This window comes from Pseudomonas sp. BIGb0558 (assembly GCF_024807515.1).
GTDB lineage: Bacteria > Pseudomonadota > Gammaproteobacteria > Pseudomonadales > Pseudomonadaceae > Aquipseudomonas > Aquipseudomonas yamanorum_A.
Genome location: NZ_JANUEW010000022.1, coordinates 1 through 25629, shown reverse-complemented (window position 1 = coordinate 25629; position 25629 = coordinate 1). Strand labels below are relative to the sequence as shown.

The window sequence follows — 25629 nt, the reverse complement described above, 5'->3', positions numbered from 1 at the left end:
TGCCTTACGTGAACACAGTCACCACTGACCCGGCTGGCGAAGCCGTGCCCGGTTTTCCTCATCGTCTTTTCGGCAGGCGGCTGGCCTGCGCCGCCCTGCCGCTGGCCAATGCACTGCTGTTGAGCCCCGCCTGGGCCGAGGGTTCGCCACCGGGCCAGGCGTTTGACCCGCAAACCCTGCACCAACGCGGCATCGATCCGGAACTGGCTTACCTGCTGCTGGACGCGCCGAGCTACACCAGTGGCCGGCACGCCGTAAGCCTGACGGTCAACGGCCAGCGCCGGGGACGGGTCGACGCGCAGTTCGATCGCCAGGGAGCGCTGTGCTTCGACCGTGCCTTGCTGGACGCCGGTGACCTGGTGGTGCCGGCACCGCTGGGCGACAGCGGCTGCCATGACTTTCTCGGCGAATACCCGCAAACCATGGTGGAGCAGGATCCGGCCAGCCTGAGCATCACCCTGGTGGTGCCCACCGAGTCCCTGCGCCCTCGGCAACGGGAGCTGTCGGGCTATGAAACCGGCGGTTTTGCCGGGCTGCTCAACTATGACGTGAGTGGGCTGTACAACCGTTATGGCGATGACGCCAGCCGGTTCGGCTCGGCCAACACCGAGGTGGGGTTCAATGCCGGCGACTGGATCGTACGCAGCCGCCAGGTGCAGACCTGGCAGGATTCCCGTTCGAGCAGCACGCACCTGGAAGCGTACGCCCAGCGTACCTTTGCCGAACAACAAGCCGTGTTGCAGGCCGGGCAGATCAACCTCTATAACCCGGTACTGGCCTCGGCGCAGATCACCGGGGCGCAAGTGTTCACCGAACAGGCGCTGCAAGACCAGGCACAGGGCGCAACCATCAACGGCATCGCCAACAGCCCGGCGCAGGTCGAGGTGCGGCAGAACGGTGCGCTGATCCATTCCACGGTGGTGCCCGCCGGCCCGTTCTCGTTGACCGATGTGCGGCGCTTGAACGCCCGCTCCGACGTCGAGGTGACCGTCAAGGAAAGCACCGGCGAGGAGCGCCGCTTCACCGTCCCGGCGGTCATGCTCGGCATTGGCTTGCCCGCGCCGGGGTATTCAGTGGGCGCCGGGCGGGTGCGCAATATTGGCAACACCCGCGGCGAGGATCCGTGGGTGGTCAGCGCCGGATGGACCGGCCCATTGAGCCCCCGGCTCAGCCTGAGTGCCGGTGCGCTGATGGCCGAGGATTATCGTGCGACGGGCGCCAGCCTGGGGCTGCTGCCATGGCCGAACGGCCAGTTGCAACTGGCGACCCAACTCGCCGACACCCAGACCCACCCGCACGAACGCGGGGTACAGACCGACCTGTCACTGTCCCAGCGCCTGGGGCAGCAATGGTCGATCACCGCTGGCACGTCCCATCGCACCGAGGGCTACCGGGAACTGCAGGACACCGCCTATGAACCTCAGGACAACGACGCCCGTCGTTCGCGTTACCGTGACCAGCAAAGCCTGTCCTTGGGCTGGGCGCATCCCTGGCTCGGCGCCTTCAACGCCGGCATCTCGCGCACCAACACCTTCGACGGCCGGGACAGCAGCCGCGCCCTCGCCTCCTGGGGCACCAGTGTGCGCGGCGTGTCGCTGTCAGCCAGCGCCGAATGGCAAGTCAGTGGCCAACGCAACGATGAGAACGCGGTGTACCTGAGCCTCAGCGTGCCCCTGGGGGAAACCCGCCGGGGCCGGGCCTGGGTGCGCAACTCCGGCGGCGAACACCGCATCGGGCTGGGGGTGAGCGAACAGGTCGATGATCAATTGAGTTACCGGGTCAGCGCCGAACACGACAGCCGCGATCACCAGGTGGAATCGACCCTGGGCGTTTCCTACCTGCCGCGCTACGCCCAACTGGACCTCAACTACAGCCGCTCGGACGCCGAACGCTCCAGTTACCAGGGCGGCATCCGGGGCGGGATCGTCGCTCACAGTGACGGCGTGACCTTCTCGCCGTACCCGGTGCGCGATACCTTCGCCCTGGTGTCCGTGGGCGACATGCCCGGGATCAAACTCAGCACCCCAAGCGGCCCGGTCTGGACCGATGGCCAGGGCCAGGCGGTGGTTTCGCAGGTGGCCGCCTATGGCCGCAGCCCGGTGGAAGTGCAAACCCGCTCGTTGCCGCGCAACGCCGACATCAGCAATGGCCTGGCGGTGATTTCGGCCGGGCGCGGCGCGGTGGACCGCGTCGAGTTCGGCGTGGCCATGACCCGTCGCGCCCTGCTGACGGTGACCACCGACCACGGCGCGCCCCTGCCCCGCGGCGCCACGGTGAGCACCGCCGACGGCGAGTTCGTGACCCTGGTGCAGGAAGGCAGCCAGGTCTTTTTGCCCAACGTGCTGGACCCGCGTCGCTTGTGGGTCAAGGCACCCGGCACCCAACGCTGTGAGCTGAACTTTGCGCTGCCGGAAAAAGCCGACCCGCAGGTGTATTTCGAAACCGCCCCTGCCCGATGCCTGGCGCCATGAGGAACTCTGTGATGAACCGACTATTGCTGGCAGCCCTGGCCCTCGGCGCCCTGCCCGTGGCCCAGGCCGAAGATTGCCGTCTGAACCTCAGCGAGTCACGCCTGGATTTCGGCGTGATGAACCGCACGATCCACCGTGCACCGAGCGCTGAAACCCTACTGGGGGAGCGGCGCCTGAGTTTGACGATCAACTGCCCGCAACCCAGCGACATGAGCCTGTTTTACCGGGCATTGGCCGGCCACGGCGAGCGGTTTCGCTTTACCGACCGAGGCAGCTACGAGGTGCAGGTGAGCGACGCGGTGCTGGATGGCCAGGCCGTGGAATTGGGCCTGATTGCCGGCCAGGGCCAGGCGCCAGGCACGCGGGCCAACGTCCTCGCCTGGCGCCCGGACCAGGGCATCGTGCCGTTACGCGATGGCGTGCCAGCAACCGGCAGCGCGTTTTCCGTGCAACTACTGGTCAATGCCTGGGCCCAGGCCGATGCCACTCTGGTACGCGATGCCGTGACCTGGGAGACCTCCGGGCTGTTCGACGCAGTGGGCACCGGCCAGGCGCGGGAGTTGACCCTGCAAGCTGGCTTCGCCCCGGCCGCCTGCACCGCCAACTTGTCCAACGGCGGCATCGTCGATTTTGGCCGCATGTGGGCCAAGAGCCTGAACGCCGACAAGGAAAACGCCCTGGCTTCACGCAGCCTGATGCTGGGCATCGGTTGCGACGGGCCGACGCGTTTTACCCTGCGCATGCAAGACAACCGCAACGGCACCGCCACCGGCGGCACCGACGAAACCGCCTACGGCCTGGGGGTGGACAACAGCCGCAATAACATCGGCCGTTACTACCTCTACTTCGACCCCTTCGACCTGCAGGCCGACACCCTGCCCCAGGTGTACCGCACCGACTCCACCACCAACGGCGTGGCCTGGAGCAGCTCCAGCGCCTACCCGATTCCCATCGGCAGCAACAGCCTGCTGGGGTTCACCGACACACCCGGCAGCCACGCCGGCCCCACGGCGATCCAGAACCTGAACGGGCAGATCAGCGTCAGGGCCATTCTGGCGCCGATGAACACTCTGGACCTGAGCACCGAAGTACTGCTCGACGGCTCGGGCACGATTGAAATTCTCTACCTCTAACCACCCGCAAAGGACACTGTGATGAACACATGCCTGCTTTCCCTCGCCACTCTTTCACTGCTGGCCTTCAGCACTGCGACGTTCGCGGCCTCCCGCACCGAGTTTGCAGTCACCGGGTTGATCACCCCCAGCGCCTGCACCCCGGGGCTGTCGAGCGCCGGGGTGATCGATTACGGCAAGATTTCCCAGCAAGACCTGAACAGCGACACCGGCACCCGCCTGCCGATCCAGAACCTGAACGTGAACATCAGTTGCAACGGCCCCATCCGTTTCGCCCTGCGCATGCACGACAATCGCGACGGTTCGGCCAACGTCAACAGCGAGATCTACTACGGACTGGGGCTGGATAAAAGCGGCAACAAGATCGGCCTGTACTACCTGAGCTTCGATCCGGCGCAAACCATGACCGACAGCCTGGCCCAAGTGTATGGCACCGAATCCACCACTGGCGGCGTGGCCTGGCGCAGCGCCAACAGCAACCCGATCGACATCGGCGCCCGCAGCTACCTGGGGTTTACCGACACCGTCGGCAGTACGAGCGGGCCAGCGGCGATTCAAAATCTGATCAGCATCGTCAAGGTACAGACGGTGATCGCCGCCAAGCGCAACCTGGACCTCAGCAGCGAGGTCTACATGGACGGCTCCAGCACCCTGGAAGTGCTCTACCTCTAGACCTTCTCGCTGGTCACCGCCACATACCGCGCGCGCCCGGCGCCCAGGCCGGCCACGATGGCGCCCAGGCCGATCACCGCGAAAATCCAGCCGGTGGCGCCCCAGCCACCCGTCCAGTCGTGCACCAGGCCGACTGCAAACGGCCCCATGGACGCCAGGGTATAACCGATACCCTGGGCCATGCTCGACAGGTTGGCCGCCACATGGGAATCCCGCGAGCGCAGCACAATCAGGGTCAGCGCCAGGCTGAACGTACCGCCCTGGCCCAGGCCCAGCAGAATCGCCCAGCCCCACAAACCGTCCAGCGGCGCATACAGGCAACCGAACAGGCCGCCCAGCGTCAGCACCATCACCACCACGATGGCCAGACGCTGATCCTTGCCGCGTGTCGCCAGCCACGGCGCGGCCAGGGAACTGGCCAGTTGCACGATCACCGAGCCGGAGAGCACCAGGCCGGCCTGGGTGGCGGTGAGGCCACGGCCAATGAGAATCGACGGCAACCAGCCAAACACGATGTAGGCCAGGGACGATTGCAGGCCCATGTACAAGGTCACCTGCCAGGCCAGCGGGTCACGCAATAAACCCTTCACCCGATAAGCCACATGGTGCGCGCCATGCTTCTGGCCGACCTGCGGCAGCCAAAACAGCGCGGCGACCAACGCCGGGAGAATCCAGAAGCCCAGGCCGATGTTCCAGCTGTCGCCGAAGTAATGACTCAGGGGCACCGTGGAACCCGCCGCCAGCGCCGCGCCCAGGCACAGGGCCATGGTGTACACGCCGGTCATGGTGCCCGCCTGTTTGGCGAAGTCGCGCTTGACGATGCCCGGCAGCAGCACACCGATGATGCCGATACTCGCACCGGCCAACAGGCTGCCGGCGAACAGCCCGGCTTCACCGAAAGAACTGCGCAGGATAATGCCGCCCGCCAGGGTCAACAGGATCCCCAGTACCACCCGCTCGGCGCCAAAACGTCGGGCCAGGATCGGTGCCAACGGCGCAAACAGGCCCAGGCAAAGCACGGGCAAGGTGGTCAGCAGGCCGGCCTTTGCCGCCGACAAACCGAGGCTGCTGGAAACTTCCGCCAACAGCGGCGACATGCTCGACAGCGCCGGACGCAGGTTCAACGCCACCAGAATCAGGCCCAGCAGCAACAGCCACGGGCGACTCACCGCCGGCGGGCTGTGCTGCACCTCGTCGTCATCGGCTTCAGCGTCGATCAGCAGTTCTTCAAGGGCATTTTCTGAACGGGGCATGAGGTTCTCGGGTTCAAGGTTCATTGATCAACTGCCGGGACAGGGCTTTGGCGCGCTCCGGGTCCTGCTGCTCCACGGCATCAAGCAAAGCGCCGTGCAGGTCGAACACCGCTTGCCGGCGGGGCTGGATGTTCAGGGTCTGGCGCAGTTGCGCGCCGACGATGCTGGAGAAGTACTGGTACAGCTCGCTCAAGGCCGGGTTGTGGGCCGCGTCCACCAGGCGTTTGTGGAACACCAGGTCGCAGCTGATGTAGTGCTCCAGGTCGCCGTGGTAATGCTCGGCGCTGGTTTTCAATGCTTCGCGCAGGGCGACCAGGTCTGCATCGGTGCGCCGTAACGCTGCCAGGCCGCTGGCCTCGACTTCAAGAATCTGCCGTGTCTCCTGGGCCTGGGCCAGGGTGCAGTGGGACAAGGCTTTCATCGCGCCCAACGGGTCGGTCATGGAGCGCAGGTAGCTGCCGTCGCCCTGGCGGATCTCGATCAACCCGGAAAACGCCAACACCCGCATGGCTTCACGCACGGTGTTGCGGCTTATGCCCAGCTCGGCAGACAACTCGGGCTCGGTGGGCAGGCGCTCGCCGATGGCCCATACGCCTTGGGTGATGCGTTGGCGCAACTGGTCCAGAGCCTGGTCGACGAGGGAGCGTTTTATCAGGGGTGCGATGTCTGTCATGGGTTTCGTCCTTTCATCCAATCATAGGATGAATTTTCCTACATGGTAGTCAGACTTGCCTACAAGGGCAACGCACTAGGGTTGATTGGGTAACAAAAGGAGCGGGATTTCCGATTGATAAAATTACCCTTAGAGGGTAATTTCGGCTTCAGGTGTCTTATGGAAAAGTACACACCTCATTACGATTTGGCGGTGATAAAGGCGGATGTCAGGCGGCTTGGGAAGAAAGCATTTACCAATACCGCAGGAAGGACCGGCCAGGATATGGGCCTGACTATTGAAGAGATGCAGGCAGTCATTTTCGAACTGCAAACCAAGCTGTTGTACAAATCGATGACCACCTATGAAGACCATCGAGTGTGGCAGGACGTGTACCACACGAACTCACAAGATCTGGAGATTTATATAAAGGTGACGTACCGCCCTGCCGGCGGCCCACCCGTAATCTCCTTCAAGGAGAAAAACTTATGAAAACCCAGCAATGTTTCAGCTGCGGCGCGCGTGAGGGCATGACACATTTCGAAGGGCGCGGCGAAACCATGAGCGTCAAGGGCATGGAGCGCCGTGTCGATAATCTTTCTGGTTGGGAGTGCCAGAAGTGCGGAGAAATCGAATGGGATCCCGAAAGTTCGGAGCGCCACGGGCAAGCCGGCGATGAACTGGTTATCGCCGCCCGGCAAATGATCGGCGCCGAGATGAAGCGTATCCGTCGCAAACTACACCTTACGCAAAAAGAAACCGTGCAACTGCTGTCCGGTGGCGGGCACAACGCATTTTCGCGTTACGAGCGCGGCGAGATTCTTCCGCCCAAGGCATTGATGCTGCTGATGCGCCTCCTGGATCGTTACCCGCATTTGCTCGCTGACGCAAAGGCCCTGGCCGAAGGTGCCGATCTGCGAGGAGCGTTTAAATATACCGAGCACAAGGAGCATGAAAGTCTTACGGTGGCCTGAACCGCAAAAAACCCGGCACAAGGCCGGGTTTATTTTTAAGCGTTACTCCCGCATCAATGCAAAATCTGGCTCAAGAACAACTTGGTCCGATCATTCTGCGGGTTGTCGAAGAAGTCATTCGGCGCTGCCTGCTCCACGATCTCGCCCTTGTCCATGAAGATCACGCGGTTGGCCACGGTGCGGGCAAAGCCCATTTCGTGGGTCACGCAGAGCATGGTCATGCCGTCTTCCGCCAGGCCGATCATGGTGTCGAGAACTTCCTTCACCATCTCCGGGTCGAGTGCCGAAGTCGGCTCATCGAACAGCATGATTTTCGGTTTCATGCACAGCGCACGGGCAATCGCCACGCGCTGTTGCTGGCCGCCGGACAGTTGCCCCGGAAACTTGTGGGCCTGCTCCGGAATACGCACGCGCTCAAGGTAATGCATGGCGATTTCCTCGGCCTTGCGCTTGGGCATCTTGCGTACCCACATCGGAGCCAGCGTGCAGTTCTGCAGGATGGTCAGGTGCGGGAACAGGTTGAAGTGCTGGAACACCATGCCGACTTCGCGGCGGATCGCTTCGATCTGCTTGAGGTCGTTGGTCAGTTCCACGCCATCGACCACGATGCGGCCCTGCTGGTGCTCTTCCAGGCGGTTGAGGCAGCGGATGGTGGTGGACTTGCCGGAACCCGACGGGCCGCACAGCACGATACGCTCGCCCTGCTTGACGTTCAGGTTGATGTCTTTCAACACGTGGAACTGGCCGTACCACTTGTTGACGCCCTGCATCTGAATAATGCCTTCAGGGCTCACAGGCTGTTTGATCGCTTCACTCATCACAAAACTCCTAACGCTTGTGGCCTGTGTCCAGCTTGTGTTCCAAATGAATGGAATAGCGGGACATACCAAAACAGAAAATCCAGAACACCAGGGCGGCGAACACGTAGCCTTCAGTGGCCATGCCCAACCATTTCGGGTCGGCGGCGGCTTGCTTGACGCTGTTGAGCAGATCGAACAGGCCGATGATGATCACGAGGCTGGTGTCCTTGAACAACGCGATAAACGTGTTGACGATGCCCGGGATCACCATCTTCAGCGCCTGGGGCAGAATCACCAGCCCCATGCTGCGCCAGTAGCCCAGGCCCATCGCGGCGGCAGCTTCGTACTGCCCCTTGGGAATCGCCTGCAAGCCACCGCGCACCACTTCAGCCACGTAGGCCGACTGGAACAGGATCACGCCGATCAACGCCCGCAGCAGCTTGTCGATGCCCATGCCTTCCGGCAGGAACAGCGGCAACATCACCGACGACATGAACAGCACCGTGATCAACGGCACACCACGCCAGAATTCGATGAAGGTCACGCAGACCACACGAATGGCGGGCATGTTCGAACGCCGCCCCAGCGCCAGCACAATGCCCAGCGGCAAGGCACCGGCGATGCCGACGGTGGCGATCACCAGGGTCAGCATCAAGCCGCCCCATTGGCTGGTCGCCACGTTGGTCATGCCGAAGATCCCGCCGTGGAGCAGGAAGTAGGCAACGATCGGGTACACCACCAAAAAGCTCAGGCCGTAGACCGCCTTGCGCGTAAAGCGCGAGATGAACAGCGGCGCCACGCCCACGATGGCCAGCCACACGGTCAGGTCCACGCGCCAGCGCAGGTCGCCTGGGTAGTAGCCGTACATGAACTGCCCGAAGCGCTGTTGGATAAACACCCAGCACGCGCCTTCCTTGGTGCAGTCGGCACGGGTGGTGCCGACCCAGTTCGCATCGAGGATCGCCCAGTGCAGGATCGGCGGCACGACCAGGTAGATCAGGTAAAACGCCAACAGCGTCAGCAGGGTGTTGAGCCAGCTGGAAAACAGGTTGGCGCGCATCCATGCCATCGGCCCGAACACTTTGCTCGGTGGCGGCATATCAGGTTTGAAAGTATGCGTACTCATGCAGGTTTCCTCACCGCTCGATCAGCGCAATGCGCTTGTTGTACCAGTTCATCAGCAGGGAAATGCTGATGCTGATCGCCAGGTACACGCTCATGGTGATGGCAATAACCTCGATGGCCTGGCCGGTCTGGTTGAGCACCGTGCCGGCAAACAGCGAAACCATTTCCGGGTAACCGATACCGGCGGCCAGTGACGAGTTTTTCGCCAGGTTCAGGTATTGGCTGGTCAGCGGCGGGATGATCACGCGCAGGGCCTGCGGAATGATCACTTTGCGCAGGGTCGGACCGTTGCGCAGCCCGAGGGAACGCGCGGCTTCGGTCTGGCCGTGGCTGACGGACTTGATGCCTGAACGCACGATCTCGGCGATAAACGCTGCGGTGTACACGGTCAGGGCCAGGGTCAGCGCCAGCAGCTCGGGAATCAGCACCCAGCCGCCCACAAAGTTGAAGCCTTGCAGCTTGGGCATTTCCCAGTGCAGCGGCGCGCCGAACACCAGAGCGCACAGCGCAGGGATCACCACCAACAGTGCCAGGCCGGCCCAGAACTTGTGGAAGGGAACGCCAGTGGCTTCAAAGCGTTTGTTGGCCCAGCGGGCCATCAGCACAATGGCAACGATTGCCACCACTACGCTGATCACGAACGGCCAGAATCCGTCCGCCGCCAACGCGGCAGGCATATTCAGGCCACGACTGCTGACAAAGAATGTGTCACCGAAGTTATGGCTGTTGCGCGGCCCCGGCATCGTCAGGAAGACCGCGAAGTACCAGAACAGGATTTGCAGCAGCGGCGGAATGTTGCGGAACACTTCCACATACACGGTCGCCAGCTTGTTGATCATCCAGTTGGGTGACAAACGCGCCACACCGATGATGAACCCGAGGATGGTCGCCAGGACCACGCCGATCACGGTCACCAGCAAAGTGTTAAGCAGACCGATCACAAAGACCCGGGCATAGCTGTCCGATTCGGTGTAGTCGATCAGGTGCTGAGCGATGCCGAAGCCGGCACTGCGCTCAAGAAAGTCGAAACCCGAGGTGATGCCCCGGTGTTGAAGGTTGGTTTGCGTGTTGTTGAACAGGTACCAGCCCAACGAGACCACCGCCACAATCGTGATGATCTGGAATAGCCACGCACGCACTTTTGGATCACTGAAGCTGAGCTTCTGTTTTGGTGCGCCGATTTGATTTTGCATTAAGTGCCCCAGGAATAATGGAACAGAACATCACCCGGCGGTTGGCCCACCGGGTGACAGAACCATCAGCTATCAGCGCACAGGTGGTGCGTATTGAATGCCACCGTTGGTCCACAGTGCGTTCAGGCCACGATCGATTTCCAGGGGAGTGCTTTTGCCGAGGTTTTTCTCGAACACTTCGCCGTAGTTACCGACTTGCTTGACGATCTGTACGACCCAGTCTTTCTTCACTTTCAGGTCTTTGCCGTATTCGCCGTCAGCACCCAGCAGACGGGCAACGTCCGGGTTCTTGGTGGACTTGGCTTCAGCTTCGACGTTTTTGGAGGTGATACCGGCTTCTTCAGCGTTGAGCATGGCGTAGCCAACCCAGCGCACGATGGCCAGCCACTCGTCATCGCCGTTACGCACGACAGGGCCCAGTGGTTCTTTGGAAATGGTTTCCGGCAACACCACGTAGTCCTTCGGCGAGGCCAGCTTGCTGCGCTGTGCGTAGAGCTGCGACTTGTCGGAGGTCAGCACGTCGCAACGCCCGGATTCCAGCGACTTGGCGCTTTCATCGGAGGTGTCGAACGTGATCGGGGTGTACTTCAGGTTGTTGGCGCGGAAGTAGTCGGAAACGTTCAGCTCAGTGGTGGTACCGGCCTGGATGCAGATGGTTGCACCGTCCAGTTCCTTGGCACTTTTAACGCCCAGCTTGTTGTTCACCAGGAAGCCAACACCGTCGTAGTAGGTGATGAAGCCCGGGAATTTCAGGCCCATGCCGGCATCGCGGGAGCTGGTCATGGTGGTGTTGCGCGACAGGATGTCGACTTCGCCAGACTGAAGCGCGGTGAAACGCTCCTTGGCATTCAACTGGCTGAATTTGACCTTGGTTGCGTCGCCGAATACGGCAGCAGCAACAGCACGGCACACGTCAGCGTCGATCCCGAGGATCTTGCCGCTGGCATCCGGCACCGAGAAGCCCGGCAGACCGTCGCTCACGCCACACTGCACAAAGCCTTTCTTCTGCACGGCATCCAGAGTGGCGCCAGCCTGGGCGAAACCACTGACACCCAGTACGGTAGCCGCGGTCACGATGGCCAGGGTGGATTTCAATACCTTCATTCAAACCTCCAGTTTTGCTCTTGTTGTGTCGGAGCTCGAACCCCACCGCACCCTTATGAGGCGACATCGACCCGTGTTGGCTTTTTTTGGGGTCAAACAGCATGAGGTTTTTGCTTTAAGTCCAGTTGCTATCCCACAGGCGTCAGTCACTGATAGTGTTACCGCCTGGGGTGAGCCTTGACATCGGGTTTCACATAGCAAGCCCCGTACCAGACTGGCGGCTGAGTCGTTTCAGCCCACGGTCAAGAGCAAAAGATTCAACCTTGCGACATTCTCTTAACAGATCAACCTGTCGCGCACCGTTCCGACGCACTCAATCGGAGCGCACGCACATATATGGAGCAGACATGACCGACCCCTTGATTCTTCAGCCCGCCAAGCCCGCAGACGCCTGCGTAATCTGGTTGCATGGCCTGGGTGCCGATCGCTACGACTTCCTGCCGGTGGCCGAAGCCCTACAGGAAAAACTCCTGTCGACACGCTTTGTGCTGCCCCAGGCGCCGACACGCCCGGTAACCATTAATAGCGGCTACGAGATGCCCAGCTGGTACGACATCAAGGCCATGAGCCCGGCGCGCTCCATCAGCCTTGAAGAGCTGGAAGACTCGGCAAAAATGGTCACTGACCTGATCAAGGAACAAAAAAGCAGCGGAATAGACGCTTCGCGGATTTTCCTCGCCGGCTTTTCCCAGGGCGGCGCCGTGGTGTTCCACACCGCCTTCCTGAAATGGCAGGGCGCCCTGGGTGGCGTAATTGCCCTCTCCACCTATGCGCCGACCTTTGGCGACGAGCTTGAATTGTCGGCCAGCCAGCAACGGATTCCGGTGCTGTGCCTGCATGGCCAATACGACGACGTGGTACAGAACGCCATGGGCCGCAGCGCCTATGAGCATTTGAAGACCCGCGGTGTCACCGTTGCATGGCAGGAATACCCAATGGGCCACGAAGTGTTACCCCAGGAGATACACGATATTGGCACCTGGTTGGCCGCCCGCCTGGGCTGAAAACCACACATTATGTAGCCGTATGACCAACGCACTACGCCGCGCCCGATTCTTGCATTACACTGGCCGGCGTACATTCCTTAACCAATTGATGAGATGACCGTGCTCAAAGCACTCAAGAAGATGTTCGGTAAAAGCGAGGCTGAGCAGCTCGCGCCAGGTTCCAGTGCCCCCGCCCACGTTCAAGGCAGCCGCAATGACGGCCAGCAGCCTGGCCGGACCGCACCTGTAGCCTCGCCAAAAAAAGAGCCGGTGACCACACCCGCCACGGTTAACGTCGCTGAAGAACCACCCGCCGAGAAACCACGCCCGGAAAAACCGCGCCGCGAACGCGCGCCAAAACCTGTGGTTATCCCCTGGAAACTGGAAGACTTCGTTGTCGAACCCCAGGAAGGCAAAACCCGCTTTCATGATTTCAAGCTCGCCCCGGAACTGATGCACGCCATCCAGGACCTGGGCTTCCCGTACTGCACGCCGATCCAGGCGCAAGTGCTGGGCTTCACCCTCGCCGGCAAAGACGCCATCGGTCGCGCCCAGACCGGTACCGGCAAGACCGCAGCCTTCCTGATCTCGATCATCACCCAGTTGCTGCAGACCCCGCCGCCCAAAGAACGCTACATGGGTGAGCCGCGCGCACTGATCATCGCCCCCACCCGGGAGCTGGTGGTACAGATCGCCAAGGACGCCGCCGACCTGACCAAATACACCGGCCTCAACGTGATGACGTTTGTCGGTGGCATGGACTTCGACAAGCAGCTCAAGCACCTGGAAGCGCGTCACTGCGACATCCTGGTAGCCACGCCGGGCCGCTTGCTGGACTTCAACCAGCGCGGCGACGTGCACTTGGACATGGTCGAAGTGATGGTGCTGGACGAAGCCGACCGCATGCTCGACATGGGTTTCATCCCGCAGGTGCGTCAGATCATTCGCCAGACCCCGCCGAAAAACGAGCGCCAGACCCTGCTGTTCTCCGCGACCTTCACCGAAGACGTGATGAACCTCGCCAAGCAGTGGACCACTGACCCGTCCATCGTCGAGATCGAGGCCCTGAACGTTGCCAGCGAGAACGTCGAACAGCACATTTATGCAGTGGCCGGTGCCGACAAATACAAGCTGCTCTACAACCTGGTCAACGACAACGGGTGGGAGCGGGTGATGGTGTTTGCCAACCGCAAGGACGAAGTGCGGCGCATCGAAGAGCGCCTGGTGCGTGACGGCGTCAACGCCGCGCAACTGTCGGGCGACGTGCCGCAGCACAAGCGCATCAAGACCCTGGAAGGTTTCCGCGAAGGCAAGATTCGCGTGCTGGTGGCCACCGACGTGGCCGGGCGCGGGATCCACATCGACGGCATCAGCCACGTGATCAACTTCACCCTGCCGGAAGTGCCGGACGACTATGTGCACCGTATTGGCCGCACCGGCCGTGCGGGCGCGGCGGGCGTGTCCATCAGCTTTGCCGGGGAAGACGATTCGTATCAGTTGCCGTCGATCGAAACCTTGCTGGGCCGCAAGATCAGCTGCGAAACGCCGCCGACGCATCTGTTGCGGGCAGTGGAACGCAAGCGGTCTTAACAACGCATCGTCAGTGGCCGCGGGCTTGCTCGCTACCACTGACGATGGTTGACATTACCCTTGATACAGCTCTCTGGGGAGAGACTGTCGAATACGGAATGCCTCGTCTCTGAACGCCTGGTAATAGCCGGAAGTACTGGTTGGCGTATCGACAATACGGCTAATCGTGGCTTGCGACTGGGGCTGAGCGGAACTGTCTCGCCTCCCCCCGCCAGATGGGGGCGCGGCTGACGAATTGCTCCTACTTTCGATTGATCTGCCAAGGTTGGTAAATCTCAGCACTGCTCGTGTGCCCCCAAAACTCTGGCTCAATGGCGTGACGCCCGAGGCATCGGTGAATTTGTAACTCAAACCGATCAGGCGCTGGCGCGCTGCATATAGCGCACTGCCGATGGGTGTATTAACCAGTTTGCCGACACCGGAGAAATTTTTGGCAGCGGCGTTGTAGGCCAAATGAGCCGAGGTATACGCCCCAAACACACTCACGGCCAATGAAGCTATAGAGAATCCGAACGCCGTCCACCCCAACGCATCGATGGCACCCGAACGGTCCCAGCCCTTTGCCTTATCGACTGCAGCGATACCCAATGCTGAAGAACCCAACGTCCCACTGACAGTCCCAAGCGCCGCTCCGGCGGTGATCGCTGTCTTTGATGCGATGGTCAGGCCAGCCGTAAAAGCCGCAGCCGAAGCCGCAGACGTTGCCAGTGCCACTGCCGTGGCCGTTGCACCGCCTATAGCGGCTGGCGCCGCCACCGCTCCCGCAGCCGTAAGCGCCGCAGCTAACCCCATGGCCACTGACTTTGTCGTGTACGCGGCTACCGCAGCCGCGAGACCGACAGCCCCGAACCCAAGCGTTACTATCGACAGCGCCAGCGCAGTCCCAGTCAACGCCCATTTCAACCAAGAGGGCCACAACCCACTGGGGTCGGTTAGATTGATAGGGTTGCCGGCACAGTAGGCATAGCTATTAATCCCCCCCTCATCGAACGGACTCAACGGATCAGGCTGCAAGAACACCATCAGGTCAGGATCGTAAGCCCGCTGGCCGTTGCCGAGGAAGTACAGGTTGACCGCCGCATCCAGCCGCTGGCCGTTGAACGCAGGCACTTGCAGGTCCGCCAGGCTGCGACTCTTGCCGTCATCGGGGGGAATCTTCGCATCACCAAAAGGTGTGTAGTGGCGCGCTATACGGGGCTGCCCTGGGGCCGTCAGGCCGCGCACGCTCCCGCTCCCATCATTGATATGCAGTTGCGGCCCATCCACACCACCACTGCGCGCGACGACTTCCCCCCCATCGCCGAAGTAACGGATTTTTTTGTTGCCCTCAACCAGGGTATCGAGGCGATCGCCTGCATACGCGAGCATTACCGGTGGCTCATTGCCCCGGGACGCGAGTACCTGGCGGGCTTCGGCATCGTACTGGTAGCTGTACCTGAGGGGACCGATCTGTGCAGTGATCAATTGCTCAAACCCATTGTACGTATAGACCTGGCCCGCTGGGTTCGCCTGTAAATTGCCCGCCGCGTCATACGTCAGGGTGACATCCCGCACCGGGCGCGTGTTGGTCAGGCGGGTCAGGCGGGTGGGGTCGGCGGCGGTGAAGTAACGTTGGCAGGTGTCCTGGGTGCCGTCGGCAAAGGAGGTGACTACCCGCGTAATGTTATTGAAGGTGTCGAAGCTGAAATCCTGCCCGAGGATACCGCGTCCCAGATGGTCCAGCGGGTGTTCCTCCCCCGTGCAGCGGTAGGTTTTGAGCCGCAGGTAGGCGTCATAGGTATAGGTCTCGCCGATCACCAAGCGTGAACTCGCGTCACGAATGACCCGTGTCGCCAACATACTGTTGACGTAATAAGTGCTGGTCATCACCTGAAAAAGCGCGCCGTTCTGCTCAAAACGACGCTCGGTTTCCCGCCCCAGAGCGTCGTAGGACACGTTGGTAACGACTCGTGTACTTTCATAGATACTCGTCAGGGTCTGCGGCCGACCCAACGTATCGTAGGCCTGTTCAATGACCATGGCGCCCGTGGCCACCCTGGAAAACCGCCCCAAGGCATCATATTCAAGCGTACTGCGTTGGCCATCGGCTGAAGTTTGATGCAGCAGTCGCCCTCCAGGGGAATAACCGTACTGCATGGTCAAGGCGACACCGCTGGCCGTTTGAACATCCTTCTCGGGAAAACCGTTGGCATCCTTGAAAAACTCATGGATGAGGCCATTGGTCTCTGAACGCGTCAATGCGCCAGCAACCGGATCATGCCGGTAAACACTCGCCCCAAGCCCTGTCATTTCAATCCGGGTCGGCACATCCAACTCTCTGTCGTACGTCAGGGTCTGGCGCCCCCCACGCGGCGATACCATGGCCACCGGCTCCATCCATCCGGCTTCGTACTCCCAGGTCGTCGCCTGCCCCGTGGCGCGCTCCTGCCGGGTCATGCGGCCCAGGCTGTCGTAGGTACGCGCGCCCAACCGCGTGCCATCGACCGAGACCGCAACCGCCAACTCACTGCTGGTGCCGGGGGCATAGTCGGTTTTGCGCAGCCGTTGCGGGGTGCCGTCCACGGGCTTTTGCAGGGACGTCAGCACTCGGTCAAACGGGTCGTATGTCAATTCAGTGACTGTTTTATTCACATCCACGATCGTCAGGCAGCGGCCCAAGCCATCGTAGGTGCGCGACTCGACTTCGACCTTAGCGTTGTTGGCATCCACGCGCTCCACCTTGATCGGCTGGTTATACGCATTGAAATAGGTCAGCCGTCGCTCACCGCCAACAATGCCTTCCTCCGTAAGATTGAGCAGCGGCTCGTACTCATTGATCATCACGCTGCCATCGGGGCCTGTGATACGGCTGGCGTTGCCCCATTTACTGTAGGCAAAGGTGTTTTTCAACGAGCGTTGCCCGTCGGTCAGGTAATCAAAACTGACCTCCTCCACCAGTTGCCCAAGCGCGTCATAACGCTGTGTGCCCGTGGCACGCTCCTGGTCATTCGCACCCATCAGTTGGGCTTCGGACACCTGGCGTCCCAAGCCGTCGAAGTAGCTAATCGCCTTGTTGCCTTGGGCGTCCGTGGTGATCAGGTGGGCACGTTTGGTCGGCGTAGCAAAATGATAGGCATACGTGCGCGAGGCTTGCTGCACCGTGCCGGGAGACGTCGTCTCTTCGGTCAGCCGACCACTCACATCAAACGTCATTGCCAGGGTGCTGCCACTGTCGCGTGTCATCGCCAACAGGCGCCGATTGGTCAGTGAAAGCGTGCGCTTGGCTTCAAGCCATTGGCCCTCGCGCCCTTGCAGGCGTCGCGTTTCGACGAGGTTGTCGCCAGTGATGGTGTAGCTGAAATTGCTGGTCAACGCCTGCCCGTCGACGGTGCTGGTGGTGCTCCTCAGCCGGCCGGCCAGTTCAACAGGACTTTCAAAATACGTCTGCTGCAGGGCGAGCACACCCGCCTGGGTACTCGACTGCTGCAGCACAAAGTAGCTGCTGCCTGTCTGCGGTACGCGGGTATGCGTGTATTGCGTGAGTCGCGCCGCTGGCGTACTCCCGACTGGAACAAGTCGCTCTTGCTTAACGTAGCGCTGGAACAGATTATGGGGATCAGCCGGGCACTTGCCGCTCTCTCCGGCAATCGGGTAATAGGTGTACTCGGTGCGCACCCCAGAAGGCTCGGTGCGGCTCATTTCATTGCCGTAATCGTCAGTTTCGATGCGCTGGACCTCTTCCCGAGCGGTGCCACCGGCCACCAATTGATAGCGTTTGGTGATCGTTTTCGGCAACTGTAGGTTGGCAGGCTGGGCCGGAAACAGACCAGGCACCGTGTTATAGGTGATGCTCGTCGTGGCCCGCGTGCCTTCGCGAACGACCTGCTCCTCAGTCATCAAGTGAAACTTGTTGTAGGTGGTGCGCGTGACATGCAGCACCGCATTGCTGGTGCTCCGGCTGGTTTCCTCTGTCCAATAGTCATAATCGCTGCCGACCAGGTACAGGTTGTCTTCGCCCTCGCGAAATCCCCCCGAAAAGGGATAACCGGTAAAGTTCTTGCCCGGGCTGTAGGTATAAGTGCGGGTCATGGCTGGTTGATTGGCCGCCGGAGTCTGTACCCAACTGACGACACGTGGAATATATTGGTTGTTGCCGTACTGGTGCCCGTCCTCGACATAGGTAATCAGCTCGTCCCCGCCCGTCGGTGTTCGCACGCGCATGATGGGCACCAAGCCGTTACGGAACGCCGCACGGTACTCGAACACATAGGCGGCAGTGCCGCGCACCGCGCTACGGTCATAGGGCGCTGACACCTGCGTCAGAAGATTATTGGTATGCAAAAACCAGACGCGGGCGTAACGACCACCGTCGACCCGCGTATCGGCTGTGGATAAGTTGGCGCCCGAGTAGGTCAGGACCAGCAAGTCTTGTTGAGCGTGATTGAGGATACGCTCCAGAAAGCCCGCCGTGCCGTAGCGAAAGGTCAACCGCTCACCATTTTCGAACAACATGGCAACGATCCGGTAGGGCACTGTACTGCCGGTGCGCTGCAAAATCTCGATGGTCCCGTCTATATAGATTACGTGCAGCGTGTTGGCATCCGGCCGCTTGACAACGACGTCCTTTAACTTGCGATCCTTGATCACAACCGTACCGCCCACCGATGGCAGGCCTTGAGTCTGAAACTGTTCGCCGCTTAGCAGCGTGAGTTTGAAGCTGACCACATCAAACTCGGTATTGCTCAGGCGCCAGCCAATGCCATAGCCACTGTTGACCGTACTGAACATAGAGAATGACAGGACAATATTTCGACTGACTTCCAGCGCCCCCTGTGGGTATACGGTCGCCAGGCGGATTTGGCTACCATACTGGCCGGTGCGGGGATCGACCGAGCCATTGAGGTAGGAGCCGAAGTTAAAGGCATTAGAATAAATATTCACGGGAATACTCCTTTCAACCCAAACTAAAGGCTCGTCCTCAACGACCAAGGCGAACCGCTCAAACAGCATTAAAACTGAACACTGCGCCTATTAACCATTTCTTAGTTCAATACGGCGACCGCTGTCTGCTGGCGCCATGAAGAAAACATGTTCGCAGCCGTAATTATCCCATACCCGCCACTTACTACTCGTATTACCCGTAGTAATTGACGATTTGCTCCACAGTTTTACCGCACGAAAAATGGTCGAGATTTTATTGAACTCAACATAGGGATTCAGCGGATTACTCCCGCGATGCACATCTTGGGTGCGCAACTGTAACCCAGGAACATCTTTCGATATTACGACACCCGCCTTGCACCATCTAAACCCACTATCATTAATTGCCTGACAAAAAGAAGTTCGAAAATAATCGCCTTCGTTCTGCACCAGCAATGGATTATCGAGACCACGGCTAGACACAATCTTCAAGCCCGATGGCGTAGAATAATAATAAACATCCACATCTGTGTAGTTATCGCTTTGGGCACTGATATCGTGATACTCAACGAGGTCGGCAACTTTCAAAACATAGGGCCGAATTGGCAGAATGTTAATGGAAGAATCCTGCCCCACTGAAGAAGGGTTAGTACTAAAAATTTTCCCGCCCAGTTGAATGGTGGCCATAAACCTATGAGATTCAATCGCCGTAGTTGAATTAAATCGCATATATCGATCAATCACTTCATTCAGAACACCCGCAGTCATTTCAGCGGGACCATCATTTTGCTCTGGCGAATGTATAACCGCACCGCGACTCCACAGTCCCGTGTCATATATATTTTTATCGCGATCACAACTCCAGCCCGGCGGAAGTGGCTCGCGCGGATTCGCGGAATAACGGGTTACCGTAACGCTGTCACGTTCCTCCTTACTCAGTGTAATCGGCTCCCAGTACCCATCGCTGTTTTCACGCTCCGCCAGAACCTCGATCTGAACCTTGCATTGATGACGATCATTGGCATAAAGCTCACTCGTAGAACTCTGACCACTGGGAAGAACTATTCTCATGTGAGTAATGCGAACGGTTTCAACAGCGTTCAACGTCACCTCCCCCGACACAGCAACGTCCAGAAGAAACCCATGTTCATTTCCATAATTATCCAGCAACGTCCATCGACTTCTGGTGTCTGCCGACCCAATCAACAGTACAGAAGAAATACGGACCACCCGCACAATTGTTGGATATTTGTTAAATTGAATTTCAGGATTGGGTTCCGGCAAGCCCATATTAGCTTTGGTGATATCGGTCATATACAAGCGTGCGCCAGCATTGTCTTTATTCAATACAATACCCACGCGACTCCCCCTTGATATGCCGAAGGACTTGTTCACATAGGAGGTTTTGAAATGATCACCTTCAAAGGCGATAGGTACCGGATTTGCCAAGCTCACATTTTTAAAAAACTCAACTCCATCGGGCGGCACCCAATAAAAAACCGCGACTGACACCGGCCCACCTTCTTCTGTATCCCCTGCATAGGCTCCGTAGTCAACATAGCGAGTAAAGTCGTTGGCATGCAGTTTGAAAGGCTTATGGGGCGTCACTGTAATTAAAGACTTCGTAATTGACGTGCCCGCTGGAAAGTCCGTAGTTAAATATTCCGAACCCACAATGATACGCGCCAGGAACGTCGCAGGCCCGATAGAAGCCTCGGAATCAACCCGTAAGTAACGACGAACGACCTCGCAACCAGAGGGAGGAAAGACACCCTCTTGTTCTGCCTCAAAAGGGTCTAGCCCAGTATGTTCCCAAAGCCCCATTGCGTAACCACCAGGCTCGTCATCGCAGTGCCAACCCGCCGAAAGCGTAGGTTCCGCCCCCTCAACTGCATTCACAATAGTTACACTTTCCCGCTCACCCGGCGTAAGCGCGGCACTGCACCATATGCTGTCCTCACCCAACACCTCCTTAGCCACTTCAATAAGCACCTCACATTGATGCCGGCCATTGGCGTACAGCTTATTACTGAAATGCCGCCCACCTGAGAGGGTTATTTTAAAATGAGAAATCCGGGAATCGCCAATTCTTGAGTGCATTTTTAGTTACTCCTGAAAATACCTATTAATTAGGATGCATATTTTCCAGGCACACACTCTTAACCTGCTCAATGACCAGTCAAAGAAGAAAACCCGATGCCCGACGGTAATTGAAGCGCAGACCAGCCAACTCGAACAACTGTCAGAGTTGACAGTTGTTAAGACCTAATTGAAATAAACCAGCACGCGATATTGTATTGGACATTATGAAAGCAATGTTGCGGCTCGCCTCAAGACGTCCAACGATCCGCCGCCACATAATCACTGGCCCTCCCTTCCACCCAGCGCGCGCCTTCCTGGGTGTTTTCCTTTTTCCAGAACGGCGCCCGGGTTTTCAGATAGTCCATCACAAACGCACAGGCATCGAACGCCGCCTGGCGATGGGCACTGGCTGCCGCAACAAACACAATCGGCTCGCCCGGCTCCAACGCGCCGATACGGTGCAGCACTTCCAGCTTGAGCAATGGCCAGCGCTGTTCGGCTTCCTCAGTGATCTTGGCCAGGGCTTTTTCTGTCATGCCGGGGTAGTGCTCCAGGAACATCCCCGCCACCTCGCGGCCGTCGTTGAAGTCGCGAACATAGCCGACAAAGCTCACCACGGCGCCCACGCCTACGTTGTCGGCGTGCATCGCGTTGACTTCGGCGCCCGGATCAAATGCCCCGGCCTGCACTCGAATCGCCATGGTCAGCCCCCGGTCACAGGCGGGAAGAACGCGACCTCGTCGCCAGCTTGCACAGGCTCGTCGAGCGCGCATATTTCCTGGTTGCGGGCGCACATCAGGCTGGCTTCATTGAGCACTTCAAAACCTGGGTCAGCCGCCAGCGCCAGACGCACGGCGTCGACGGAGGCGAAGTCGCCTTCCACCTCCAACGAGTCAAAGCCCACCGCTTCGCTGTAGCGCGCAAAAAACAGTACGTTGATGCTCATTGTTCATCCGCCTTGAAATGCCCACTTTTGCCGCCGAGCTTTTCCAGCAGGCGAATGTTTTCGATGGTCATGCCGCGATCCACGGCCTTGCACATGTCGTAGATCGTCAGGGCCGCCACGCTGGCCGCCGTCAGGGCTTCCATCTCGACGCCGGTCTGGCCGGAGAGTTTGCAGCGGGCGACGATGTGCACCGCGTCCAGGCCGTCGGCGCTGAGCTCAACCTTGACCCCGGTGAGCATCAACGGGTGGCACAGCGGGATCAGATCACTGGTTTTTTTCGCCGCCTGGATCCCGGCGATGCGGGCCACGGCAAACACGTCGCCCTTGGGGTGGGCGCCGTCGACAATCATTTTCAGGGTTTCGGGCAACATGCGCACCCGCGCTTCGGCCACGGCTTCACGGAACGTCACGGCTTTTTCAGTGACGTCGACCATGTGGGCGCGACCTTGGGAATCGAGATGAGTCAGCACAGGGATACTCCTGATCAGGAGCCCCGATTGTAAACCCAACGCAGATCAAATGTGGGAGCCGGGCTTGCCCGCGATGCAGGCACCTCGGTCTTTCAGGAGCACCGCAGCGATGCAATCGCGGGCAAGCCCGACTCCCACAGGGGTTTCAGGTGAGCCGGGCGATGAAGTCATCGCCCGGAATCGGTTACAGGTGAGATTCGGCGTATTCGGCCAGAATCGAACGAGGGACACCCTGCAGGGCGATGTGCACGCCGTTCGGGAAGTCCTTGAAGCGTTCCGTCAGGTACGTCAGCCCGGAGCTGGTCGCGGACAGGTAAGGGGTGTCGATCTGTGCCAGATTGCCCAGGCACACCACTTTGGAACCGGCGCCGGCACGAGTGATGATGGTTTTCATCTGGTGCGGCGTGAGGTTCTGGCATTCATCGATCAAAATCAGGCTTTGCTGGAAGCTGCGACCCCGTATGTAGTTGAGGGATTTGAACTGCAACGGCACTTTGCTGAGGATGTAGTCGACGCTGCCATGGGTGTTTTCGTCATCCATGTGCAAGGCTTCGAGGTTGTCGGTGATTGCCCCCAGCCACGGCTCCATTTTTTCCGCTTCGGTGCCAGGCAGGAAGCCAATCTCCTGGTCCAGGCCCTGCACGCTGCGGGTGGCGATGATGCGGCGATAGCGCTTGGTCACCATGGTCTGTTCGATGGCGGCAGCCAGGGCGAGGATGGTTTTCCCCGAGCCTGCGGCGCCGGTCAGGTTGACCAGGTGGATGTCCGGATCAAGCAAGGCGTACAGCGCCAGGCTCTGGTAGATATCACGCGGTTTCAGGCCCCAGGCTTCCTGGTGCAACAGGGGTTCCTGATGCAGGTCGAGGATCAGCAGCTTGTCGACCTGGATCTCTTTGATCCAGCCCACAAAGCCCTGTTCGTCGATGATGAATTCATTGATGTGCACGGCCGGCAGGTTGTCGATCAGTTGTACCTGGTGCCAGGTGCGGCCATGGTCCTGACGGGTTTCGACCTTGCTGACGAGGTCCCAGAAGGAGCCGGTCACGGTGTGATAACCGCGCGACAGCATCGACACGTCGTCGACCAACTGGTCAGTACTGTAGTCCTCGGCAGCGATCCCACACGCTCGTGCCTTGAGGCGCATATTGATGTCTTTGGTCACCAGCACCAGGCGCAAGTCCTTGTCACGCGCGTGCAGGTCGATCAATTGGTTGATGATTTTGTTGTCGTTCAGATTCTCCGGCAGCAGGCTGTTGGGCTCGCTGCGCTTGCTCATCAGAATCGACAGCAAGCCCTTGGGCCCGCTTTTGCCACGCTGGATCGGTACGCCCACCTCGACGTCATCGGGGGAGGCTTCGCCGAGGGTCTTGTCGATCAGGCGGATGGCCTGGCGGCATTCGGCGGCAACGCTGTGGTGCCCGCTTTTGAGTTTGTCGAGCTCCTCAAGCACGATCATCGGGATGGCGACGTGGTGTTCTTCGAAGTTAAGCAGTGCGTTTGGATCGTGAATCAGTACGTTGGTATCAAGCACATAAAGGATTGGCTGGTCGGAAGAAGGGTTACGTCCATGATCATCCATACTCGGTCACCTTTGTGGGAGCCAGTCGACGCAATACCGCGACAGTGCTGCGCCTCGATTCGACCGTCGAACGCACTTGAGGGGCGTCAAGTGCGGTGCACACAAGAGGTGTCTTGGAAGACGCCACCTGTGTTGCAGGTTTCGGCTGTCTGTCTTCGTAATACCGCAAAACACATGACAGGAAAAAGCACTTTGACGCTTTTTTGAAGTTTATTTTTCAGGATGACGAATAGCACTAGGCGAGCCGGCATTGCACCGTTAAAGTCGGAAGTCCGCCTGTATCGAAATATCTCCCAAATTCCCCCCCGAAAAACCTCAGCCCCAACAGGGCCGGGCTCTTCGTGCTTTTTCAGCGAAACGCTTCGCGGCAATCCTGCCAGCCGAGTCCACTTTCTGCCGTAGCGTGTAAAAGCCAGGGTAATGCGATGCGCGCCTTGTCCTGGGTGTCGTGGAACAGGATTATCCCGCGCCGCCACAGCAGCATCAGCGTGAGCACGCGGTTGGCCGATTCATCGGCCTTGAGCTTGCCGGCTTCGTCTTCTGAATCGATGTCCCACAATGCCACTTGCAGCCCCTGGGACTGGAAAAAACCCTGGCTGTCGGAACGGCGCTGGCCATAGGGCGGGCGGAACAGCGGCGCGTAGTTTTCGGGCATCAGGTTCTGGGCCAGGGAGGCGCTGCGGGTGATGGACGACTGCCAGTCGACCCAGTGGCTATGAGAGCGGTACTGCCAGCCCTGGATGCCGACGCACTGACCCTGGTACAGCGCCTGCACATCGGTGACCGAGCTTTTCTCGACGCGGGTTTGCAGGCTGTTGCCGAGCACGAAGAAAAGGCCGTGCAGTTTCTGTTTGCGCAGATAGTCGGCCAGCCAGTCGGTGTTGCCGCTGACGGGGGACGGGCCGCTGTCGAAGGTCAGCAGGAACATCCGGTCGTTGAGTTCGTCGCCGTTGCGTTCGTGGTCGCCGAAGCGCGCGATTTCGCTGCTGATCTGCGGGAACAGGGCGGCCTTGCGTAACTGTTCATCCAGGTAGCGTTCGTGGAATGCGCGGCTGGGGCCGGCCCAGCCTATATAGAAGGAGCTGTCGCTTACCTCGAACTTGGCGGCTTGTTCGCGCAGGTCGTCCATGTTTTCCACCAGGTAGCAGAAAGAGGCGTCCTGTTCGCAGCTTTGCTGGGCGAAGGTGTAGTTTTCCAATAGTCGTTGCCACAGTTGGCGGCGCAGGTCGTTGATCGAGGCCTGGTTGATGATCTTCAGGCCCAGGCGTTGTTTGAGGGCGGGTTCGTCGAGGGCTTCGCTGGCCAGCAGGGTGTGGGCGAACATCAGGATTTCAGCGCGTGAGGCGACGTCGAACAGGGCGGGGCTGCTGAGGCGTTCGGGCCAAACGCCGCGGTCCAGGGTGGCGACATCCACCGGGGCGGCTTGGGCGCCCAGGCAGATGAGCCAGGCTGACAGTAAAAGCGCAATTCGCACGGAGGGTCTCCCTTTCCAGAGTCGTCGGGCACTATAGCCGATCGCGTGGGGGGGCTATTGGGTTGGTGTGTATATCCGTTGTTTAGGTCACGGCTGATATGGGTTCCGCTCTTAGCGGCTCACTTTTGAAGAGCGCAAAAGTAAGCAAAACGCTCTTGCCCCACCACTCGGCACCTCGCCTAGGCTCGGTGTGCCCGCACTCCGGCATTACTCCGCGGGCCGCCGC

20 protein-coding genes are annotated in these 25629 nt (G+C 59.7%); 7 read left to right on the top strand and 13 right to left on the bottom strand.

Annotation, left to right across the window (positions count from 1 at the left end; translation table 11 throughout):
- Nucleotides 1–8 precede the first annotated feature (8 nt).
- Genes M2400_RS22610 through M2400_RS22600 form a run of 3 tightly spaced genes read left to right on the top strand, consistent with a single transcriptional unit; the run spans nt 9 to nt 4276 of the window.
- Nucleotides 9–2471: a fimbria/pilus outer membrane usher protein gene (locus M2400_RS22610; RefSeq protein WP_405046203.1), complete on the top strand. Its 2463-nt coding sequence runs from the start codon at nt 9–11 to the stop codon at nt 2469–2471.
- An 11-nt stretch (nt 2472–2482) separates the two neighbouring features.
- A complete protein-coding gene (locus M2400_RS22605) occupies nt 2483–3604 on the top strand; it encodes a DUF1120 domain-containing protein (protein ID WP_177040777.1) in 1122 nt (373 codons plus the stop codon).
- Nucleotides 3605–3625: 21 nt separating this feature from the next.
- Nucleotides 3626–4276 carry a DUF1120 domain-containing protein gene (locus M2400_RS22600; protein WP_259198199.1) on the top strand — a complete coding sequence of 217 codons (651 nt, stop codon included), beginning with the start codon at nt 3626–3628 and terminating at the stop codon, nt 4274–4276.
- Here the strand turns inward: M2400_RS22600 and M2400_RS22595 are convergent.
- Nucleotides 4273–5553 carry a CynX/NimT family MFS transporter gene (locus M2400_RS22595; protein ID WP_177079952.1) on the bottom strand — a complete coding sequence of 427 codons (1281 nt, stop codon included), beginning with the start codon at nt 5551–5553 and terminating at the stop codon, nt 4273–4275. The two genes, M2400_RS22600 and M2400_RS22595, sit on opposite strands and share 4 nt — an antisense overlap.
- Complete coding sequence (locus M2400_RS22590) at nt 5543–6202, bottom strand: FadR/GntR family transcriptional regulator (RefSeq protein ID WP_177079953.1); 660 nt, start codon at nt 6200–6202, stop codon at nt 5543–5545. Before M2400_RS22590 ends, M2400_RS22595 begins: the two co-directional genes overlap by 11 nt.
- Nucleotides 6203–6361: 159 nt before the next feature.
- Between M2400_RS22590 and M2400_RS22585 the strand changes: the two genes are divergently transcribed.
- Nucleotides 6362–6673: a type II toxin-antitoxin system MqsR family toxin gene (locus M2400_RS22585; RefSeq protein ID WP_259198196.1), complete on the top strand. Its 312-nt coding sequence runs from the start codon at nt 6362–6364 to the stop codon at nt 6671–6673.
- Nucleotides 6670–7155 (top strand): type II toxin-antitoxin system MqsA family antitoxin, encoded by a 486-nt coding sequence (locus tag M2400_RS22580; RefSeq protein WP_177079954.1) that lies wholly within the window; start codon nt 6670–6672, stop codon nt 7153–7155. Before M2400_RS22585 ends, M2400_RS22580 begins: the two co-directional genes overlap by 4 nt.
- Nucleotides 7156–7208: 53 nt before the next feature.
- Here the strand turns inward: M2400_RS22580 and M2400_RS22575 are convergent, their stop codons facing one another.
- The 4 genes from M2400_RS22575 to M2400_RS22560 form a co-directional block, all read right to left on the bottom strand.
- Complete coding sequence (locus tag M2400_RS22575; protein ID WP_003171943.1) at nt 7209–7973, bottom strand: amino acid ABC transporter ATP-binding protein; 765 nt, start codon at nt 7971–7973, stop codon at nt 7209–7211.
- A 10-nt stretch (nt 7974–7983) separates the two neighbouring features.
- Complete coding sequence (locus M2400_RS22570) at nt 7984–9081, bottom strand: amino acid ABC transporter permease (RefSeq protein WP_177040790.1); 1098 nt, start codon at nt 9079–9081, stop codon at nt 7984–7986.
- A gap of 10 nt (nt 9082–9091) precedes the next feature.
- Nucleotides 9092–10273, bottom strand: coding sequence for an amino acid ABC transporter permease (locus M2400_RS22565; RefSeq protein WP_177040792.1), 1182 nt, complete (start codon nt 10271–10273; stop codon nt 9092–9094).
- Between the two features lie 72 nt (nt 10274–10345).
- On the bottom strand, nt 10346–11377 hold the full coding sequence (locus M2400_RS22560; protein ID WP_003216321.1) for an amino acid ABC transporter substrate-binding protein: 1032 nt from the start codon (nt 11375–11377) through the stop codon (nt 10346–10348).
- A 347-nt stretch (nt 11378–11724) separates the two neighbouring features.
- On the opposite strand from M2400_RS22560, the gene M2400_RS22555 reads away from it, so the two are divergent.
- A complete protein-coding gene (locus M2400_RS22555; RefSeq protein ID WP_259198193.1) occupies nt 11725–12381 on the top strand; it encodes an alpha/beta hydrolase in 657 nt (218 codons plus the stop codon).
- A 96-nt stretch (nt 12382–12477) separates the two neighbouring features.
- Complete coding sequence (rhlB, locus tag M2400_RS22550) at nt 12478–13953, top strand: ATP-dependent RNA helicase RhlB (protein ID WP_177130190.1); 1476 nt, start codon at nt 12478–12480, stop codon at nt 13951–13953.
- A gap of 54 nt (nt 13954–14007) precedes the next feature.
- Here rhlB and M2400_RS22545 read toward each other — a convergent pair whose 3' ends face one another.
- The 7 genes from M2400_RS22545 to M2400_RS22515 all read right to left on the bottom strand — a co-directional run bounded on the left by M2400_RS22545 (nt 14008) and on the right by M2400_RS22515 (nt 25403).
- A complete protein-coding gene (locus M2400_RS22545; RefSeq protein WP_259198191.1) occupies nt 14008–18873 on the bottom strand; it encodes an RHS repeat-associated core domain-containing protein in 4866 nt (1621 codons plus the stop codon).
- A 90-nt stretch (nt 18874–18963) separates the two neighbouring features.
- Nucleotides 18964–20952, bottom strand: coding sequence for a hypothetical protein (locus M2400_RS22540; protein WP_259198190.1), 1989 nt, complete (start codon nt 20950–20952; stop codon nt 18964–18966).
- 230 nt (nt 20953–21182) lie between these two features.
- Nucleotides 21183–21635 carry a molybdopterin synthase catalytic subunit MoaE gene (moaE, locus tag M2400_RS22535; RefSeq protein WP_259198188.1) on the bottom strand — a complete coding sequence of 151 codons (453 nt, stop codon included), beginning with the start codon at nt 21633–21635 and terminating at the stop codon, nt 21183–21185.
- A gap of 2 nt (nt 21636–21637) precedes the next feature.
- Entirely contained in the window at nt 21638–21880 is a 243-nt protein-coding gene (locus M2400_RS22530) for a MoaD/ThiS family protein (RefSeq protein ID WP_259198187.1), read from the bottom strand.
- Complete coding sequence (gene moaC, locus M2400_RS22525; RefSeq protein ID WP_177040804.1) at nt 21877–22350, bottom strand: cyclic pyranopterin monophosphate synthase MoaC; 474 nt, start codon at nt 22348–22350, stop codon at nt 21877–21879. Before moaC ends, M2400_RS22530 begins: the two co-directional genes overlap by 4 nt.
- Nucleotides 22351–22534: 184 nt before the next feature.
- Entirely contained in the window at nt 22535–23929 is a 1395-nt protein-coding gene (locus tag M2400_RS22520; protein ID WP_017135209.1) for a PhoH family protein, read from the bottom strand.
- Nucleotides 23930–24278: 349 nt separating this feature from the next.
- Entirely contained in the window at nt 24279–25403 is a 1125-nt protein-coding gene (locus M2400_RS22515) for a polysaccharide deacetylase family protein (RefSeq protein WP_177040806.1), read from the bottom strand.
- Nucleotides 25404–25629 lie beyond the last annotated feature (226 nt).